The sequence below is a fragment of the Streptomyces sp. NPDC058401 genome, from assembly GCF_042722885.1.
Taxonomy (GTDB): domain Bacteria; phylum Actinomycetota; class Actinomycetes; order Streptomycetales; family Streptomycetaceae; genus Streptomyces.
Map to the genome: position 1 here is coordinate 1 of NZ_JBHXKA010000159.1, position 16,944 is coordinate 16,944.

Consider the following 16,944-nt stretch of genomic DNA (forward strand, 5'->3'; position numbering starts at 1 on the left):
TGTGGCGCATGGGGAAGCCAAAACTGTCGAACGTAGGGGTCAGGGCGCCTAAATCATGCAGTCCAGGCCAACACCCCACCCCGACCCCGGCACCGACCCACCCACGCAGCAAGCCCACCACCCAGGCCAACCCCAGCCCCGCCGGCGTTTGAGGCGAGCGGCGCCGGATCGTGGCTACATCGCCGACTCCGGGGTGATGCGGCTGCGGACCGCCGACTGGACGTCTTCTTCTTCCGCCGGGTCGGCCGCCAGGCGGCGCAGGCGCGGGGCCACTCGGGCGTCGGCCGTTTCGGCGTGGCGGGCGGCCACCTCGCGGGTGGTCTCCTCGCAGTCCCAGAGGCACTCGACGGCGAAGCCCGCCGCGAAGGAGGGGTCCGTCGCCGCCAGGGCGCGTGCGGCGCGGCCGCGGAGGGCGGAGGAGGCCGTCTCGCGGTAGACGTGGCGCAGGACCGGGGCGGCGCAGGCGATGCGGAGCCGGCCGGCTCCGTCGACCAGGGTGAACAGCGGGGTCGAGTCCGGGCCGGAGCCGCGGACGGTGGAGCGCAGGGCGCCCAGGACGAGGGGGGCGTCCTCGGCTCCGCCCTTGGCGGCCAGGAGGGTCGCTGCGGCCGTTCCGAGGGCGTCGGGGCGCTGGACCCAGCGCCGGGCCCGCTCAACGGCGGCGGGGCCGCACATGCGCTCGTAGGCGGCTACGGCCGGCTCGTCGCCGGCGGCTTCGATGAGGTCCAGTACGGCCGGGTTCTCCGGCTCGGCGAGGACCAGGTGGTGCAGCGCGGTGGCGCGGGCGGCCTCTCCGGAGGCCCCGGCGGCGGCCGCCAGGATCGCGGAGCGGTCCTCGGGGGTGGCCACGGCGGCGAGGCAGCGGGCGGCCGGGACGTGCAGGGGGGTGCCCCGGCGCAGTCCGTCGGCGGCCCAGTCGAAGACGGCCTGGACGCCCCAGCCGGGCTGGGGGCCGCGCGGGGTGAGCTGGCGCTGCCAGCGGTCGAAGGAGCCCTGTTGGCGGGCGGCGCGCAGCCGCTCGGCGTGGGCGTTGGGTTCCGCGGCCTCTTCCCACAGGCGCCAGGGCCTGGGCTCGTAGGCGTCGCGGACGGCGGCGGCGAGCCGCGCCTCGCCCTCGGCGCCGGCGGGGAAGCGGGCGAGGACGGGGTCGGCCAGCGAGCGCAGCCCCTCGTCGTCGTCGCGCAGGGCGAGCTCGTCGAGGGCCCAGGCCCAGTTGGCGCCCGTGGCGGCGTAGCGGCGCAGCAGCATGAGCGCGTCGTCGCGGCCGTACGAGGCCAGGTGGCCCAGGACGGACAGGGCGAGGCCCGTGCGGTGGTCGTCCTCGTCGACGAGGTCGTCGACGCTGAAGAGGTGGGCCTCGATCTCGCCCAGGGGGCCGTCGAGATCCAGGTACAGGCGTGCGTAGTACAGGGAGCGGTTCTCGACCTGCCAGTCCTGGCGCGGATCGCCGGCCACGCAGTGGTTGAGCGCCGCGAGGGCCTCGGCCCTGGGCGCCGCGAGTGCGTGCAGCGTGCCGTCGCCGCGGCCGCGCTGGAGGAGACCGAGCAGGGTGCCGCTCGGCGCTATGACTGGTTCGAACATGGGAATGGCCTCAAATCAAGCTGGGGACGCAACCGGGAATCGGAATTCACAGGGCCGCGTAACAGCATGCGAGGACGTCCGCCGTCAGGTTCCGCTCGATGTAGACCATTGCCTTCTCACTCTCGTCGGTGCTTCTCGGCCAGGGCGGCGGTCCCCCGGCAGGAGTGGGGGTCGGACACCCGTTGTGTCCTGCCCGCTCCTGCCCGTCCGTCCTGTCCGCGAATCGAATCCGACGCCATGATGACCCAGGCGGTTTGTGCGCCGCGACCACATTTAAGGCCGCCGTGACCAACCCGTGAGGTCTGGACCGGCCAAAGAACCGGCCAAGGACCGGACAGGGAGCGGCCAGGGAGCGGCCAGAAGCGGACTACTTGGCTCCGAAAAGTTCCAGCAGGTCGGCCTTGGCGAACATGCGGGCCGTGTCCACGGCGGAGGGCGTTCCGGCGTTCGGGTCGGCGCCGCCGGCGAGCAGCGCGCGGATGACGGCCTCCTCGCCCTTGAAGACCGCCCCCGCGAGCGGGGTCTGGCCGCGGTCGTTGGCGCGGTCGGCCTCGGCTCCGCGGGCCAGCAGGGCCGTGACGGCTTCGGCGTGGCCGTGGTAGGCGGCGAGCATCACGAGGGTGTCGCCGCGGTCGTTGGTGAGGTTCGCCGGGACGCCCGCGTCGACGTACGCGGCGAGGGTCTCGGTCTCACCCCGACGGGCGAGGTCGAAGATCTTGGTGGCCAGCTCGACGACGTCCTGGTCGGGAACGTCCGGGGAGTCCGGGGAGTCCTGGGAGTCCTGGGAGCCGTTCTCGACGTGCTCACTCATCGGTCGTACCGCCTTTCACGGGCAGGGCTGCGCACGGCACTGCGTCCGTACGGGTGAAGCGTCAGAGTAACGCCCGGACCTGCACATGAGAGGCGTGGGCCGAGGCAATGATCACCTTGCGGGCCCCGTGCCCCCAACCCGCCAGGCGCGCCAGCCGGGAGGGGCCGGTCCAGTGAAAAATTGCTGGATTCACCCGTATGCACCTTTTATCGCATTGATACTTCCTGTGAGCCTGGAAGAACTGATGGTGACTGTCCCCACCCACCAGGAGAACTGACTCATGGTCCTGTCCATCTCAGGTGTCGTCCTGCTCGGCATCATCTGCTTCCTGTTCTTCAAGAAGGACGGCATGAAGCTGACGCACGCGTTCGTGTGCGCGCTCTTCGGCTTCTTCCTCGCCGGCTCCGCCATCGCCCCCAGCATCACGGCGAGCACGGCGAGCCTCGCGAGCCTTCTCGGCGGGATCAAGCTCTAGCGCCCGGCCCCCGGCACCCACCCGAAGCATCCACAACTCCAGGAGACGCCCGTGGCCCGGCGCCCACTTCCCCGCATCCTCAGCAGCGGCACCGTGTCGCTGACCCGGGGCCGCGACTTCGCTCGCACGGCCGCGGACAGCGCCACGGACGTCCTCCATCCGCTCCTCACCATCGGACGCGGGCTGCGCGTCCTGGCCTCGGCCGGACGGCGCAAATGGTGCGACACCCCCAAGGACAAGCGTGGTCCCGCGCTGTTCCTGGGTGCCGCCTGCGTCCTCGTGGTCGCACTCGTCCCCTACGGCCCCCTCACCGCCCTGATCACCCTCATGGCGGCGGCGGCCTGGCAGGGACGCGACCGCACCCCGGTGAAGACCGGGCCCAGCGATGCCGAGACCGAACGGCTCGGTTCCCTCTACGAAGCCCTCGTGCCGTACTTCTCCATCCCGGAGGACCCGAGCCCCCTCTTCGCCCACGGCGGGGAGTGGGACAAGGCCTTCAGCGGCTACGAGTTCGACGAGGCGGGCCGCGTCACCCGGCTCCACATCCGCTACCCGGCCTACTTCACCGATGGCGAGGCCGCGTCGCGGGCCCGGATCGAGGCACTGCTGCACGCCAAGTCCGGGCGCGGACGGGAGTATCTCTTCGACTGGGACGAGGAGGGCAACCAGCTCGACCTGAGCGTGCTGGCGGCGCTGCCGACAGGCATCGCCGCCCAGCCTTTCGTCACCTCCCCCGGTGAGACCGTGCTCGGCTTCACCGACCCCGGCAGCGTGCAGCGCACCCTGCCCGTCCTGGACGGCGACGAGCCCCGGGACATGCCTCCGGTCATCTGGCGCACCGGCTCCCGGTCCGCCGAACCCCATCTGCTGGCCGTGGGCCAGCCCGGCAGCGGTACGTCCACGCTGCTGCGCTCCATCGCCCTGCAGGCCCTGCGGCACGGGGGCGAGGTGCTGATCGTGGAGGGCGGCGGCACCGGCGAGTACTCCTGCCTCTCCGGCCGCGCCGGCGTGCTCGCCGTGGAGTGCGGGCCGACCGGGGCGCTGGCCACCCTGGAATGGGCCGCCCGCGAGACCGAGCGGCGCCTGATCGCCACCCACCGGGCCCGCGAAGCCGGCCGGCCCGCCCCCGAGGACACCCGGCGGCCGCTGTGGATCCTGCTCGACCGGCCCAGCGTGCTGGCCCACCTGGCCACCGCCGAGGGCGCCCCCGACCCGATCGCCCAGCTCCAGGTGCCGCTGCGGCACGGGCGCGCCGCGCACGTGACCGTGGTGGTGGCCGAGCAGTTCGACCACCTGGAGCTGCTGAACGACTCCGTCTGGCAGCACACACGGGCCCGGGTGGTGCTCGGAGCCGCCACGATCCAGCAGATCGCCGACGTCCTGGGGCTGCCCCCGCACACCACGCCGACGGCCGTACTGCCGCCGGGGCGCGGGTACGCCCGGCTCGGCTCCGGTCCCGTGCACCGGCTCCAGGTGCCGGCCACCCCGGACCCGTACGACGACGCCACCCACCCGGGACACCGGCAGGCCGTGCTCGACCTGCTGCCCGAGCGGCAGGCGCCGCCCAAGCCGGTCCCGGACCACGTCACCCTGGGCAAGCCCCTGCACATCGTCCAGGCGCCCGCCCAGGCGCAGGGCCCGGCGATCGACGCCTCGGAGATCCCCGAGGTCCCGGCGGACGCCCCGTAGGGCCTCTCTTGCGGGGCTCGTCCGCTCCTACGCGACGAAGGTGCGCGGCGGCTCCGCCCCGCCGCCGCCCGCTCCGGTGGCGACCAGCCGGGCGGCGGCGGCCAGCCGGGCCGCCGCTTCCTCGGCCACCGGGCCGCCGACGGTGAAGGGGAGCCGGACGTACCCCTCGAAGGCCCCGTCGACACCGAAGCGGGGCCCCGAGGGGACCCGTACGCCCACCCGCTCCCCCACCTCGGCCAGCCGGGAGCCGGAGAGCCCGCCCGCGCGGGCCCACAGGGTCAGGCCGCCGAGCGGCACCCGGAACTCCCAGTCGGGCAGCTCCCGGCGGACCGCCGCCACCAGCGCGTCCCGGTTCTCGCGCGCCTGGTCGCGGCGGATCTCCACGGCCTGCGCCCAGCCTCCGGTGCGCATCAGCCAGTCCACCGCGAGCTGTTCCAGCACGGGCGTGCCCAGGTCGGCGTAGGCGCGGGCGGCCACCAGGCTGCGGATGACGTCGGGGGCCGCGCGGACCCATCCGATGCGCATCCCGGCCCAGAAGGCCTTGCTGGCGGAGCCCACGGTGATGACGGTGGAGCCGGCCGGGTCGAAGGAGCAGACGGGGCGGGGCATCTCCAGCGTCGGGTCGAGCTGCAGCTCGACCATGGTCTCGTCGGCGACGAGGACGGTGCCTGCGGAGCGGGCCGCGTCCACCATGGCGCGGCGCTGTTCGTCGGAGGCCAGGGCCCCGGTCGGATTGTGGAAGTCGGCGACCACGTAGGCGAGCCGGGGGGCGGAGTCGCGGAGCACCTGGCGCCAGACGTCCATGTCCCAGCCGGTCAGCCCCTCCCCCATGGCGACGGGCACGAGGCGGACCCCGGCGGCGCGCATGAGCTGGAGGATGTTGGCGTAGGACGGGGACTCCACGGCGATCCGCTCGCCGCGCCCCGCGAAGAGGCTGCAGATGGCGTCGATGGCGCCCATTGCGCCCGTGGTGACCATGATCTGCTCGGGCATGGTCGGGATGCCGCGCTCGGTGTAGCGGTCGGCGAGCATGCGGCGCAGCGCGGGCAGCCCGGCCGGGTAGTCCCCGTGGGTGTGGGCGTACGGCGGGAGTTCCTCCAGGGCGCCCTGGACGGCCTTGGTGAGCCAGGGCTCGGGGGCCGGGAGGGCGGCGCAGCCGAGGTCGATCATCGAGCCGAGGGACTCGGGGGGCAGGGGTTCCAGGCCGCGGGACGGCATGGGGTTGCCGGCGGGCACCGAGGTCCAGCTGCCCGCGCCCCGGCGGGATTCCAGGAACCCCTCGCCGCGCAGGGTCTCGTAGGCGGCGGCGACGGTGGTGCGGCTGACGGAGAGGGCCACGGCCAGCTCCCGCTCGGCGGGGAGCCGGGCGGCGACGGGGATGCGGCCTTCGAGGACGAGCAGGCGGATGCCGTCGGAGAGGGTGCGGTACGCGGGCAGCTTGCGCCCGCCGGGCGCGGCGGTCCGGCCCTGCTGGGAGGTGATGAGGCGGCCGAGCTGTGCGGCACCGACGGCCGAGGTCCACTGAGCCATGCGTTCCGGTCCACCTTCGTCGAATTGGCACCTGCCGGCCCGTGGGGGGCCGGCATTGGATTGGTCCTGCCGGGTCCAGGGTGCCACGGAGTGCTCCGTGCGAGAGCGGGAGGCCCCGCGACCGTGCCGCGGACGTGTACCGCGACCGTGCCGCGTACGCGCCCTGCGGCCGCGCGCCGCGCGGGCCGGGGAGCCGACCCGGCGGCCGTTCACCCACCGGCCACCGGGGGACGCTCCCGCGCCGGCGGGAGCAGGGGGCATACTGCCGCGGTGACGCACGTACGCCTCCCCCACCCTTATCTCGACCACCCCGGCCCCATCCCCTTCGCGCACCGCGGCGGGGCCGCGGACGGCCTGGAGAACACCGCCGCCGCCTTCCGGCGGGCGGCCGCCGCGGGCTACCGGTACTTCGAGACCGATGTGCACGCCAGCTCCGACGGGAAACTGGTCGCCTTCCACGACTCCACCCTGGACCGGGTCACCGACGGGCAGGGGCGCATCCGGGAGCTGCCGTGGAGCCGGATCCGGGAGGTCCGGGCCGGTGGCAGCGAGCCCCTCGCCCTCTTCGAGGAGCTGCTGGAGGAGTTCCCGGACGCCCGGTGGAACGTGGACATCAAGGACGAGTCCGCCGTGCACCCGCTGGTCGGCCTGATCGCGCGGACCGGGGTCTGGGACCGGGTGTGCGTGGGCTCCTTCTCCGAGCGCCGGGTCGCCCGGGCCCAGAAGATCGCCGGCCCTCGGCTGGCGACCTCGTACGGGGTGGCGGGGGTGGTCGGCCTGCGCCTGCGGTCGTACGCGATCCCCGCCGCGCTGCGCGCCGGAGCGGTGGCGGCCCAGGTGCCGGAGACCCAGGCGGGCATCCGCGTGGTGGACCGCAGGTTCGTGCGGACAGCCCACGAGCGGGGGCTCCAGGTGCACGTGTGGACCGTGAACGAACCGGAACGCATGGAGGCCCTCCTGGACCTGGGAGTCGATGGCATCATGACCGACCGGATCGACATCTTGCGCACGGTGCTGGACCGGCGCGGAGCCTGGGCCTGACCGGCCCGTTCGGCTGCGCGCCCGGTGGCGGCGGCCGCAGCGGTACGGGGACCAGCGAGGGGGCACCAATGAGTGCGCAGACCACTGAAGACGCGGAACCGGGGGCCGGGGACGGCGGAGCGGAGGCCGCCGGGGCCAAGGCCGCGGTGGCGGCGCGCAAGCGCGAACAGCACGGCTGGTACTTCTACGACTTCGCCAGCTCCGTCTACTCGACGAGCGTGCTCACGGTGTTCCTCGGGCCGTACCTGACGGCGGTGGCCAAGGCCGCCGCCGACTCCGAGGGGTACGTCCATCCGCTGGGCATCCCGGTGCGGGCCGGCTCGTACTTCGCGTACACCGTGTCGGCCTCGGTGATCGTGGCCGTCCTGCTCATGCCGCTGGTGGGCGCCCTGGCCGACCGGAGCGGCCGCAAGAAGCCGCTGCTGGCGGCGGCCGCGTACACGGGCGCGACGGCCACCGCCGGGATGTTCTTCCTGGGCGGGGACCGGTACCTGCTCGGCGGGCTGCTGCTGATCGTCGCGAACGCCGCCCTGTCGTGCTCCGTGGTGCTCTACAACGCCTATCTGCCGCAGATCTCCACCCCGGACGAGCGGGACACCGTCTCCTCGCGCGGCTGGGCCTTCGGGTACACCTCGGGCGCCTTCGTGCTCGTACTGAACCTGGTGCTCTACCAGGGCCACGACTCCTTCGGGCTCTCCGAGGGCGAGGCGGTACGGATCTGCCTGGCCTCGGCGGGGCTGTGGTGGGGCGCCTTCACGATCGTCCCGCTGCGCCGGCTGCGGGACCGGGCCGTGGTCCGGGAGCCCGGGGAGGGTCCGCCCGTCAGCGGCTGGAAGCAGCTCGTGGCCACGCTGAAGGACATGCGGCGCTATCCGCTGACCCTGTCGTTCCTGCTGGCGTACCTGATCTACAACGACGGCGTGCAGACCGTGATCTCCCAGGCCTCCATCTACGGCTCGGAGGAGCTGGAGCTGGAGCAGGCGACGCTGATCGTGGCCGTGCTGCTGGTCCAGATCCTCGCGGTGGCGGGCGCTCTGGGGATGGGCCGGCTGGCCGTCCGTTACGGCGCCAAGCGGACGATCCTCGGATCGCTGCTGGCCTGGGGCGTGACCCTGGCCGCCGGATACTTCCTGCCGGCCCGGACCCCGGTGTGGTTCTTCGCACTCGCCGCGATGATCGGACTGGTGCTGGGCGGCAGCCAGGCGCTGTCGCGCTCGCTGTTCTCGCACCTGGTTCCGGCGGGCAAGGAGGCCGAGTACTTCTCCGCGTACGAGATGAGCGACCGGGGACTGAGCTGGGTCGGGCCGCTGGTTTTCGGGCTCACGTACCAGGTCACGGGCAGTTACCGGGACGCGATCATCTCGTTGGTGGTCTTCTTCGCACTGGGTTTCGTGCTGCTCGCCCGAGTGCCGGTCCGGCGCGCGGTGGAGGCGGCGGGGAATCCTGTACCCGAGCGGATCTGACCGGGGATCCGACGCAACCGACGGATCCGAGGGGTCACAGCCGCGCGAATTCGGAACGAATTTCGACGTTCAAGCTAAGGGCCGGTAGTGTACGCCTTTGGCCTGCCAGGCGGACCGTTACTGCGTGCTTATGAAGTGAAGACGTTGGGTCACATCTGCTGCCAGATGTGACAAAACGGGCACTGGTGGGTACAACAAGGGGCGGTACGACGGGCGACGCATGACCCGGAGCGGGAATCTATACCGCCGACCGGACGTTGACCGGATGACGACGACAGCGACACCTGTCCTGTGGGCGACAAGCCCGGGAGGCACGATTCATGAGTGAGCGAGCTCTCCGCGGTACGCGGCTCGTGGTTACCAGCTACGAGACGGACCGCGGCATCGATCTGGCCCCGCGCCAGGCGGTGGAGTACGCATGCCAGAACGGACATCGATTTGAGATGCCGTTCTCGGTTGAGGCAGAAATTCCGCCGGAGTGGGAGTGCAAGGCGTGTGGCGCCATGGCACTCCTGGTTGACGGGGATGGGCCCGAAGAGAAGAAGGGCAAGCCTGCGCGAACGCACTGGGACATGCTCATGGAGCGGCGCACCCGCGAGGAGCTGGAGGAAGTGCTGGCCGAGAGGCTTGCGGTCCTTCGTTCCGGCGCCATGAACATTGCCGTGCATCCGCGGGACAGCCGCAAGTCCGCCTGACAGCCGGACGCCACAGCGGCGAGCAGTACCCGCAGCACCGCAAGACAGCAAGAAGCCGAGGGGCCCCACCACACACCGTGTGGTGGGGCCCCTCGGCTTTGTCGTGCGCGCTCAGGGGGTCAGCACTCAGGGGGTCAGCGGGGGCCGGTAGCCGTTGTCGGGGCGCTGCGGGCCGCCGTCCTCGCGGACGACCTCGCCGTGGATGACCTCACCCGGGACGACCTTGCCGTCCGGGTGGTGGATCCGGGCCTGCTGGAAGGCGTCGCCGAAGGAACCGGCCGGCGCGGAGGCCATCTTCCGCTCCAGGGAGCGGGCGGCCCGTCGGCCGATCAGGGCGCGGACGGGCGGGAGCAGGAGCAGCAGGCCGGCCGCGTCGGAGATCAGGCCGGGCATCATCAGGAGCAGGCCGGCCAGCATGGTCAGGCCGTTGCCCGTGCCGGGCTTGCCGGGAAGCTGCGGAGTCGGCTGACGGCCCTCCTGGGCCTGCTGGAAGGTGTCCGTCAGGTTCTTGAAGGCGCGTCGCCCGGCCCGCTTGATGACCACCGCACCCAGCACCAGGCCGCCCGCGAGGAGCAGGGCGACACCGCCGCCGCCGATCAGCCCGGCGACCTGGCCGAGCAGCCAGATCTCCAGGATCAGCCAGGCAGCGATGGCCAGGGGAAGGTACGTCCGGGCGGGCGAACGCCGCCGGGGGGCCGTAGAGGTCGGAACTCCGGTCGTCATATCCCCAGTGTGCCTGGGTCGGGGTAAAGACGTCCTCAGCCGGAGGTACCGGACATCCCCTAGGGGTGGCGGACCGCTCCGGGCGCGGGTTACTCGTACCGCTCCCGGGGCGGGCTACTTGTTCCGGGGCTTGCCCGTGAGCTTGTCCGACACCTTGTCCGAGAGCTTGCCGGCGTGCTCCTTGAGACCCCACTGGGTGACCCGCCAGAGGGCCTCCACCACGATGTCCTTGCTCATCTTGCTGTCGCCGAACTCGCGCTCGACGAAGGTGATGGGCACCTCCACCACGCGGAAGCCCTTCTGCACGGCCCGCCGCGCCAGGTCGACCTGGAAGCAGTAGCCCGCGGAGGCCACGTCGGCCAGGCCCAGCCCTTCGAGGGTCTCGCGGCGGAAGGCGCGGTAGCCGCCGGTGACGTCGCGGATCGGGACGCCCAGCATCAGCCGGGAGTAGGTGGACCCGCCCCGGGAGAGGAACTCCCGGCTCTTGGGCCAGTTGACGACCCGGCCGCCGGGCACCCAGCGGGAACCCAGCACCAGGTCGGCGCCCTCCAGCGCGGTGAGCAGCCTGGGCAGTTCCTCGGGCTGGTGGGAGCCGTCGGCGTCCATCTCGATGATGACGCCGTAGCCGTTCTCCAGGCCCCAGCCGAAGCCGGCCAGGTAGGCGGCCCCGAGGCCTTCCTTGCCCTTGCGGTGCAGTACGTGGACCTGGTCGTCCGCGGCCGCCAGCTCGTCGGCGAGCTTTCCGGTGCCGTCCGGGCTGTTGTCGTCGGCGACCAGGACGTGCGCCCCGGGTACAGCCGCGCGGACGCGGCCGACGATCAGCCCGATGTTCTCCGCCTCGTTGTAGGTCGGAATGATCACCAAGGCCGTGCCGAGCGGTCCGTAGCTTCGCTGTCCGCCGTCGCTCACTGATTCCCCTTTTGCGTTCTCGTACATCCTGTACGTCGTGTCGCAGAGGATGATTTTAGAACAGCGATCGGGGCCCGCGGTCCTTCGGGCCGGACCGGCTCCCGCTGGCTGCGGGCCGCCTGACCGTTGTCTACTGGACCGCAGGGCCCCGATCTGAGGCCACCTGCCCCCAAGCCCCTGTGGAGCAGGGGGGACACCCTTGCGGCGAAACCTTCCCTCGCCCCCGAGGCGCGGGCGCGGCTGAGCGTTCGGCTCCGTCCGGTTCGGACGTCCGGTGGTGGACCCGGCCGAACCTATCCGGGTCCGGCCGCCCTCACCGAACCACGGCCACCCGGATCACCCCTGTGGCCGTACGAATACCTCCCGGCCGCCGACCACGGTGGCGAGGCAGACCGGCAGCTCCCCGCCGGGTGTCAGGTCCGGCAGTCCGGGGGTGCCGGAGCGGGGGTCCGTGGACCAGCGGGCGACCCGGTCGTCGGGGGCCTGGACCACCAGTTCGGCGGTGTCCCAGACCGCGTAGTCGGCCGGGGCGCCGGGGACCAGGATGCCCGCGTCGTCGCGGCCCAGGGCCCGCCAGCCGCCGCGGGTGTGGGCGGCGAAGGCCGCCCGTGCGGAGATGCGGTGCGCGGGGGTGTGGTGGAAGGCGGCCGCCCGGACGGTGCCCCAGGGGTCGAGGGGGGTGACCGGGGCGTCGGAGCCGAAGGCGAGCGGGACGCCGGCCTTGAGCATGGCCGCGTACGGGTTGAGGGTGCGGGCGCGCTCGGCGCCGAGCCGGTCCGCGTACATGCCCTGCTCGCCGCCCCACAGCGCGTCGAAGGCGGGCTGCACGGAGGCGGTGAGGCCGAGCTCCGCGAAGGCGGCGATGGTGGCCGGGGTCATCATCTCGGCGTGCTCGACGCGGTGCCGGGCGGCGCGCACCCGGTCCAGGCCGACCTTGTCGGCGGCGGCCCGGACCCCGGTGACCACGGCGGTGATCGCGGCGTCCCCGATGGCGTGGAAGCCCGCCTGGAGGCCCGCCTCGGTGCAGGCGGCCACGTGTTCGGCGACGGCCCGGGCGTCGAGGTAGTCGATGCCGGTGTGGTCCGCGTCGGCGTACGGGGCGTGCAGGCAGGCGGTGTGCGAGCCGAGGGCTCCGTCGACGAAGAGGTCGCCGGCCGCCCCGACGGCGCCGAGTTCCCCGACCCGGGCGAGGTCCCGGTCGGCCCAGTAGCCGAAGACCCGCGGGCCGGGGTGGGTCCGCGCCAGCTCCAGGAGGGCGGTGAAGTCCTCCGGGGAGGAGATCTCCGGGCCGCCGCACTCGTGGACGGAGCCGATCCCCAGGGAGGCGGCCCGGTCGAGGGCGGCCCGCTGGGCCTCGGCGCGCTGGGCCGGGGTGAGCGCGCCGAGCGCGGCGCGGCGCACGGCGTGGTGGGCGCCCTGGGTGAGCGGCTCGTCGGCGGCCCCGCGCACCTCGGGGACGAGGTCGAGCAGGGCCGTGGTCACCACGGCGGAGTGCGCGTCGATGCGGCTGAGGTAGAGCGGGCGGCCGCCGGCGGCCTCGTCGAGCTCCTGCCTGCGGGGGGCGCGGCGTTCGGGCCACCGGGCGGCGTCCCAGCCGTGGCCGAGCAGCACCCGGTCGGCGGGGCGGCCGTCGGCGTACGCGCGCACGCGCTGGAGGGCTTCGGCGAGGGAGACGGCCGTGGACAGGTCCAGGCCGGTCAGGGCGAGGCCCGCGGAGGTGGTGTGCACGTGGGCGTCGGTGAAGGCGGGGGTGACCAGCGCGCCCGCGAGGTCGACGACCTCGTCCACGCCCTGGGCGAAGGCGTCGGCCGCGCCTTCCGAGCCGACCCAGGCGATGTGGCCGCGCTCGACGACCATCGCGGTGGCGAAGGGGTCGGCGGGGCTGTGGACCTCCCCGCCGCGGAGGAGGATCGTGCGGGGGCCTCCGGCGGTGGGGGTGGGGTCCGTGGCCCGGGGGGCTCCGGCGGCGTTGGCGGAGTCGGCGGCGGTGGTGCGGTCTGTCATGCCGACAGTCTGGCGGGTGCGGTTCGCCTCGCGGAACACGGGCCCCGGGTGGGGGCCGCCGGGTGCGGCGCCGTTGCCGGAGGGGCTGGGTGTGCCGGATCTACACGCGGGGCGGGCGGGCCTCGTACGGCGTGGAGAGGACGACCGTCGTGCGGGTGGAGACGTGGGCCAGGGCGCGCAGGCGGCCCAGGAGGTCTTCCAGTTCCAGGGGGGTGGCCACGCGGACCTTGAGGATGTAGTTCTCGTCGCCCGCGACGCTGTGGCAGGCCTCGATCTCGGGGACTCCGGCCAGCCGCTCCGCGATGTCGTCCGGGTCGCTCGGGTCGAAGGGCTTGACCGAGATGAAGGCCGTCAGGGGGAGGCCGACAGCCTCGGGGTCGACGACCGCCGCGTAGCCGCGGATGACCCCGCGCTGCTCCAGGCGGCGTACTCGCTGATGGACCGCCGACGTGGACAGTCCCGTGGCCTTGCCCAGATCCGTGTAGCTCATCCGCCCGTCCCGCACGAGCAGATCAACGATCTGGCGGTCCAGCTCCTCCATTGCGCTCATAGGCGCACAACTTACGGCCCCGAACCGTCCAGGCCCAGCCGTGTCCACGGATTGAGGTGGCACCTGCGGCGGGCATGTGACCAAGGCCACAGGGGTATGCGGGCGTACGGCGGCCGGATGTGGTTACTCGTGCCGCGCGACGGGAAGTGCTTGGGGTGGCCGTGGCCGAAGAACCTGCCCGCCCGGCCCACCCAAGGGGGAGTACATCCATGCTGAACACCAAGCGCGCCGGTCGTACCGAACCGGAGCCCCTGGAAATCGTCGAGAGCGGTTACGCCGACGACGACGACTACCTCGAATACGCCGAGGGCTTCGAGATCCACCACGCGACCTGCCCCGACTGCGGCCAGTCGATCGCCCTCGTCGCCGACGAGGAGTTCCTGCCGGAGCACGCCCTCTGCCTGACCCCGTGGAACCCCTTCGGGCTCACGGTGTGCGCGGGCACCGGGCGGCCCGCCTCCGACGCGCTGCCCACCCTCGGCTTCGGCGACGGTGACGACGAGGTCCCCGAGCTGGAGCCCGTCGTCCACCTGGCGCTTCCGCAGGGCCTCGACTGGCGGACGCAGCCCTTCTCGCACGTCGGCGGCCCCGGCTCGCGTCCGGTGCGGGTGCCGGCGCCCGCGGCGATGCCGCAGATGCGCCAGCACGCGCAGGCCGCCTGACCCCGGGCCGAGACGGCCCGGCGGCCGCCAGGGCGCTTACCAGTACGTTCCCTGCACCATGGCGGTGAGACTGGCATGGTGCAGGATCAGGCCGTCGGGATCCGCCGGGACCTCGACCTCGCCGAAGTGCGCCTGCCGGTAGGCAATGCGCAGCATCACGATCCCGTGCCGCAGGGCGGCGTAGAGCGTGTGGAACTCCATGTCCCGCGGCGTGTGCCCGGTGAGTTCGGCGTACCGGCGTTCGATGTCCTCGCGGCGCAGGAAGTCCGGCAGGCCGGGCTGGCCGAAACCGACCGTCAGGTCCTGGAAGAACCGGTGCAGGTAGACGGTCCAGCCGAGATCGACCTCGCGCGGGGCGCAGGCCGCCATCTCCCAGTCGAGGACGGCCACCGGTACGAAGCCGTCGGCCTCGTAGATGACGTTGCCGATGCGTGCGTCGCCCCAGTTGAGGACGGCCGGGCCGCCCTCGTCGGCGGGCCAGAGCTCTTCGAGCCGGGCGAACGCCCGCTCGAGGAGGGGTGATCGGGACTTTCCCTCAACCACCCAGTCATAGTAGGCGCGTTGGGTTTCGACATGCCGGCGCAGCGGGCTGCCCTCGCCCTCCGGGAGGAGGAACAGCGCCTCCTCGGGCGGGAACTGGTCGTGCAGCCGGGCGAGCAGCGCGATGCTCGACTCCTGCAGTGCGGCGCGCTGCGCGTCGGTGGCGGCGTGCAGCCAGTTCCCCTCGTACGTGTAGGGCATCACGTCGGGCGGTACGCGCCCTTCGGCGCGGGCCATCACGAAGAACGGGGCCCCGAGCGGGCCGGGGTCCTTTTCCAGCCACTGCACGCGCGGGACGGGCAGGTCGGTGTGGGCGGCGACCAGGCTCATGACCCGGTGCTGGCGGGGCATGTCGTAGGTGGGGAACACGGTGTAGGCGGCCGGGTCGGCGGCGAGGCGCAGGGCGCAGGCGCGGATCGGCGCGTCGGGGTGCTCTATGTCGAAGAGCAGGGTCTCGCTGGACATGCCGTTGGACCCGGGGACGGAGATGTTGGTGACCTTCGCACCGGGAAGCCCGGTGTCGAGCCAGGCGGCGAGGCGCCGGCCCAGCTCCTCGGGTTCGCGGGTGGAGGTACGGGGGCGCGGTGCCGGTCCTGCCATGGGAAACCCCTTCTCTGGCTTGGCTGTTGAGGTGTGGGGCCAGGCCGTCTCTTTCGGATCTTGTCGGCCGGGCCCGCGGCGTCTGGTGCCGTGCCTGGGCGTGCTGTCGGGGCGCTCGCGTAAGAGACGGCCCAGGCCGGGCTACGGGGCGACCGAGCCGTAGTCGGCGAAGCCGCTGGGGTCGTGGCGGCCGAAGCTGCCGTGCTCGAAGATGCCGTAGCCGGTGCGGCCTTCGAGGGTGAAGCGGGCCGAGTGGTCGGTGACCCCGAAGGCGGCCATCGGGTGGGCCGCGGGGTCGGAGAGGTCGTAGGTGCGGCGGTCGGTCCAGCCGCGGCCCTGCCAGGTGCCGTGCTGCCAGTCGGAGGCGGGCGGATAGCCGGCCCCGACGGCGAGCGGAGAGGAGTTCAGGATCTCCACGCCGAGTTCGAGGGGTTTGCGGCCGGCCGGATCGGTGAGGTGGACGACGGCGCTCTCGGGATGGCGGCCGCCCGGGCGGTAGCGGATGTCGGTGTGCGGCCAGCCGAGCTGTACGTCGTGACGACCGCTGCCCTCGGGGAAGACCTGGACGGCCTCGCTGAGGGCCCGGTGGCCGTCGGCGTCCTCCTGGGTGATGACCATCAGGAAGCGGTCCTCGAACCGGACCGGGATCCAGAGCCAGTGGAAGCCCTCGGGCCGGTGCTCATCGGCGGCGCGGCCGCCCTCCTCGCCGGGGATCGGTCGCACCCCCCAGCTCCGGTCGCGGGTGCCGGTCCAGTCGGCGTCGAGGGTGAACTCCTCGCCCTTGGCGCGGATGGTGCCGGTGACGCCGCCCGCCTGGACGAAGCGGCGGCCTTCGAGGATGAGCCGGTCGCCCCGGCGCTGGGTGTGGTGCGGCTCCCAGACGGCGGGGAACTCGGCGGTCCAGGTGATCTCGTAGGAGAGCCCGTCGGGGTCTGCGGGGTCGGCGGCGCAGGAGAGGGTGATCCGCCGGAGCGGTTCGTCGACGGTGATCCGGAGCGGGCCGACGGAGAGGTTCATGCGGTCGTCGCCGAGGGCGTCGGAGGCCCGGACCGCGAGGAGTTCGTCACCGAGGCGGAGGGTGGCGTAGGCGTCGATGACGCCGGCGTTGGGGTAGACCCCGAGGCCGAGGATCAGGACGGCGCGGCCCGCGTGGTCGAAGACGTGGAAGATGCAGCGGTCGTAGGCGTTGCGGTCGCCGGTGACGAGGTGCTTCATCGACAGCGGGGCCTGGTGGATGGGGTATTCGTCGAGCGGTACGGGCCGGTCGGCGGGCATGGCGAACCTCCGTGAGGGGTGCGGGGGATGACACCTGGGCGGAAATGACGGTACGTCAGATGACGCTCCCGGGAACAGGGTTGTGGCACGAACTGTCAGGGAGACACACCGTGCGGGGGCCCGGCCGGGCCGGGCCGAGGGACCGGTGGGGTCGCTGGCCGCCCGCGGCCGGGGGCGGCGTGGCCGCGGGGGCCGGGGGCCTCCCCGGAGGCGGGAACCCCTCGGCCCGGCCGGGCCGAGGAGGGAGGTCGCTGGCGCCCGCGTCCAGCGACAGCATCACCGCCGGTAACGGCGCCACCGCCGCAGGCGGGGACCCGGCCGGACCGGGCCGAGAGGGCTGTTGTGTCGCTGGGCGCCCGCCGGGGGGGGGGTGGGCGCCCCCGGGGGGGGGGGCCA

At 73.1% G+C, this 16,944-nt stretch carries 15 protein-coding genes; 6 read left to right on the top strand and 9 right to left on the bottom strand.

Annotated features, from left to right (window positions below; genetic code table 11):
- Positions 1–174: 174 nt before the first annotated feature.
- Complete coding sequence (locus tag ACFWNV_RS35045; protein ID WP_383954925.1) at positions 175–1,581, bottom strand: HEAT repeat domain-containing protein; 1,407 nt, start codon at positions 1,579–1,581, stop codon at positions 175–177.
- 367 nt (positions 1,582–1,948) lie between these two features.
- Positions 1,949–2,392, bottom strand: a complete 444-nt coding sequence (locus tag ACFWNV_RS35050) for an ankyrin repeat domain-containing protein (RefSeq protein ID WP_383954927.1) — start codon at positions 2,390–2,392, stop codon at positions 1,949–1,951.
- Between the two features lie 280 nt (positions 2,393–2,672).
- Between ACFWNV_RS35050 and ACFWNV_RS35055 the strand changes: the two genes are divergently transcribed.
- Both ACFWNV_RS35055 and ACFWNV_RS35060 read left to right on the top strand, forming a co-directional pair.
- Positions 2,673–2,867, top strand: coding sequence for a hypothetical protein (locus tag ACFWNV_RS35055; RefSeq protein ID WP_007262923.1), 195 nt, complete (start codon positions 2,673–2,675; stop codon positions 2,865–2,867).
- A gap of 51 nt (positions 2,868–2,918) precedes the next feature.
- Positions 2,919–4,556 (top strand): hypothetical protein, encoded by a 1,638-nt coding sequence (locus ACFWNV_RS35060; protein WP_383954929.1) that lies wholly within the window; start codon positions 2,919–2,921, stop codon positions 4,554–4,556.
- A 27-nt stretch (positions 4,557–4,583) separates the two neighbouring features.
- On the opposite strand, the gene ACFWNV_RS35065 is transcribed toward ACFWNV_RS35060, so the two are convergent.
- Positions 4,584–6,086, bottom strand: a complete 1,503-nt coding sequence (locus ACFWNV_RS35065; protein WP_383954931.1) for a PLP-dependent aminotransferase family protein — start codon at positions 6,084–6,086, stop codon at positions 4,584–4,586.
- Between the two features lie 270 nt (positions 6,087–6,356).
- Between ACFWNV_RS35065 and ACFWNV_RS35070 the strand changes: the two genes are divergently transcribed.
- The 3 genes from ACFWNV_RS35070 to ACFWNV_RS35080 all read left to right on the top strand — a co-directional run bounded on the left by ACFWNV_RS35070 (position 6,357) and on the right by ACFWNV_RS35080 (position 9,285).
- On the top strand, positions 6,357–7,127 hold the full coding sequence (locus ACFWNV_RS35070; protein ID WP_383954933.1) for a glycerophosphodiester phosphodiesterase family protein: 771 nt from the start codon (positions 6,357–6,359) through the stop codon (positions 7,125–7,127).
- A 68-nt stretch (positions 7,128–7,195) separates the two neighbouring features.
- Positions 7,196–8,590: an MFS transporter gene (locus ACFWNV_RS35075; RefSeq protein ID WP_383954935.1), complete on the top strand. Its 1,395-nt coding sequence runs from the start codon at positions 7,196–7,198 to the stop codon at positions 8,588–8,590.
- Between the two features lie 320 nt (positions 8,591–8,910).
- On the top strand, positions 8,911–9,285 hold the full coding sequence (locus ACFWNV_RS35080) for an RNA polymerase-binding protein RbpA (RefSeq protein ID WP_007262928.1): 375 nt from the start codon (positions 8,911–8,913) through the stop codon (positions 9,283–9,285).
- Positions 9,286–9,411: 126 nt separating this feature from the next.
- Here the strand turns inward: ACFWNV_RS35080 and fxsA are convergent, their stop codons facing one another.
- The 4 genes from fxsA to ACFWNV_RS35100 all read right to left on the bottom strand — a co-directional run bounded on the left by fxsA (position 9,412) and on the right by ACFWNV_RS35100 (position 13,462).
- The gene (gene fxsA / locus ACFWNV_RS35085) at positions 9,412–10,008 is read right to left on the bottom strand and encodes an FxsA family membrane protein (RefSeq protein WP_383954937.1); all 597 of its coding nucleotides are present in this window, start codon (positions 10,006–10,008) and stop codon (positions 9,412–9,414) included.
- A gap of 114 nt (positions 10,009–10,122) precedes the next feature.
- On the bottom strand, positions 10,123–10,944 hold the full coding sequence (locus ACFWNV_RS35090; RefSeq protein ID WP_383954939.1) for a polyprenol monophosphomannose synthase: 822 nt from the start codon (positions 10,942–10,944) through the stop codon (positions 10,123–10,125).
- Positions 10,945–11,253: 309 nt separating this feature from the next.
- Positions 11,254–12,921 (bottom strand): amidohydrolase, encoded by a 1,668-nt coding sequence (locus tag ACFWNV_RS35095; protein ID WP_383954941.1) that lies wholly within the window; start codon positions 12,919–12,921, stop codon positions 11,254–11,256.
- Between the two features lie 100 nt (positions 12,922–13,021).
- Positions 13,022–13,462: an Lrp/AsnC family transcriptional regulator gene (locus ACFWNV_RS35100; RefSeq protein WP_383954949.1), complete on the bottom strand. Its 441-nt coding sequence runs from the start codon at positions 13,460–13,462 to the stop codon at positions 13,022–13,024.
- A 218-nt stretch (positions 13,463–13,680) separates the two neighbouring features.
- On the opposite strand from ACFWNV_RS35100, the gene ACFWNV_RS35105 reads away from it, so the two are divergent.
- Positions 13,681–14,133, top strand: a complete 453-nt coding sequence (locus ACFWNV_RS35105; RefSeq protein ID WP_383954943.1) for a hypothetical protein — start codon at positions 13,681–13,683, stop codon at positions 14,131–14,133.
- Positions 14,134–14,169: 36 nt separating this feature from the next.
- Here the strand turns inward: ACFWNV_RS35105 and ACFWNV_RS35110 are convergent, their stop codons facing one another.
- Positions 14,170–15,273 carry a phosphotransferase family protein gene (locus ACFWNV_RS35110; protein ID WP_383954945.1) on the bottom strand — a complete coding sequence of 368 codons (1,104 nt, stop codon included), beginning with the start codon at positions 15,271–15,273 and terminating at the stop codon, positions 14,170–14,172.
- A gap of 141 nt (positions 15,274–15,414) precedes the next feature.
- On the bottom strand, positions 15,415–16,548 hold the full coding sequence (locus ACFWNV_RS35115) for a hypothetical protein (RefSeq protein ID WP_383954947.1): 1,134 nt from the start codon (positions 16,546–16,548) through the stop codon (positions 15,415–15,417).
- Between the last annotated feature and the right edge of the window lie 396 nt (positions 16,549–16,944).

Coding starts and splice junctions, on each gene's coding strand:
- ACFWNV_RS35080 (WP_007262928.1), top strand. CDS start 8,911: ATGAGTGAGCGAGCTCTCCGCGGTACGCGGCTCGTGGTTACCAGCTAC.
- ACFWNV_RS35095 (WP_383954941.1), bottom strand. CDS start 12,921: ATGACAGACCGCACCACCGCCGCCGACTCCGCCAACGCCGCCGGAGCC.
- ACFWNV_RS35065 (WP_383954931.1), bottom strand. CDS start 6,086: ATGGCTCAGTGGACCTCGGCCGTCGGTGCCGCACAGCTCGGCCGCCTC.
- ACFWNV_RS35115 (WP_383954947.1), bottom strand. CDS start 16,548: ATGCCCGCCGACCGGCCCGTACCGCTCGACGAATACCCCATCCACCAG.
- fxsA (WP_383954937.1), bottom strand. CDS start 10,008: ATGACGACCGGAGTTCCGACCTCTACGGCCCCCCGGCGGCGTTCGCCC.
- ACFWNV_RS35075 (WP_383954935.1), top strand. CDS start 7,196: ATGAGTGCGCAGACCACTGAAGACGCGGAACCGGGGGCCGGGGACGGC.
- ACFWNV_RS35110 (WP_383954945.1), bottom strand. CDS start 15,273: ATGGCAGGACCGGCACCGCGCCCCCGTACCTCCACCCGCGAACCCGAG.
- ACFWNV_RS35105 (WP_383954943.1), top strand. CDS start 13,681: ATGCTGAACACCAAGCGCGCCGGTCGTACCGAACCGGAGCCCCTGGAA.
- ACFWNV_RS35090 (WP_383954939.1), bottom strand. CDS start 10,944: ATGTACGAGAACGCAAAAGGGGAATCAGTGAGCGACGGCGGACAGCGA.
- ACFWNV_RS35100 (WP_383954949.1), bottom strand. CDS start 13,462: ATGGAGGAGCTGGACCGCCAGATCGTTGATCTGCTCGTGCGGGACGGG.
- ACFWNV_RS35055 (WP_007262923.1), top strand. CDS start 2,673: ATGGTCCTGTCCATCTCAGGTGTCGTCCTGCTCGGCATCATCTGCTTC.
- ACFWNV_RS35045 (WP_383954925.1), bottom strand. CDS start 1,581: ATGTTCGAACCAGTCATAGCGCCGAGCGGCACCCTGCTCGGTCTCCTC.
- ACFWNV_RS35050 (WP_383954927.1), bottom strand. CDS start 2,392: ATGAGTGAGCACGTCGAGAACGGCTCCCAGGACTCCCAGGACTCCCCG.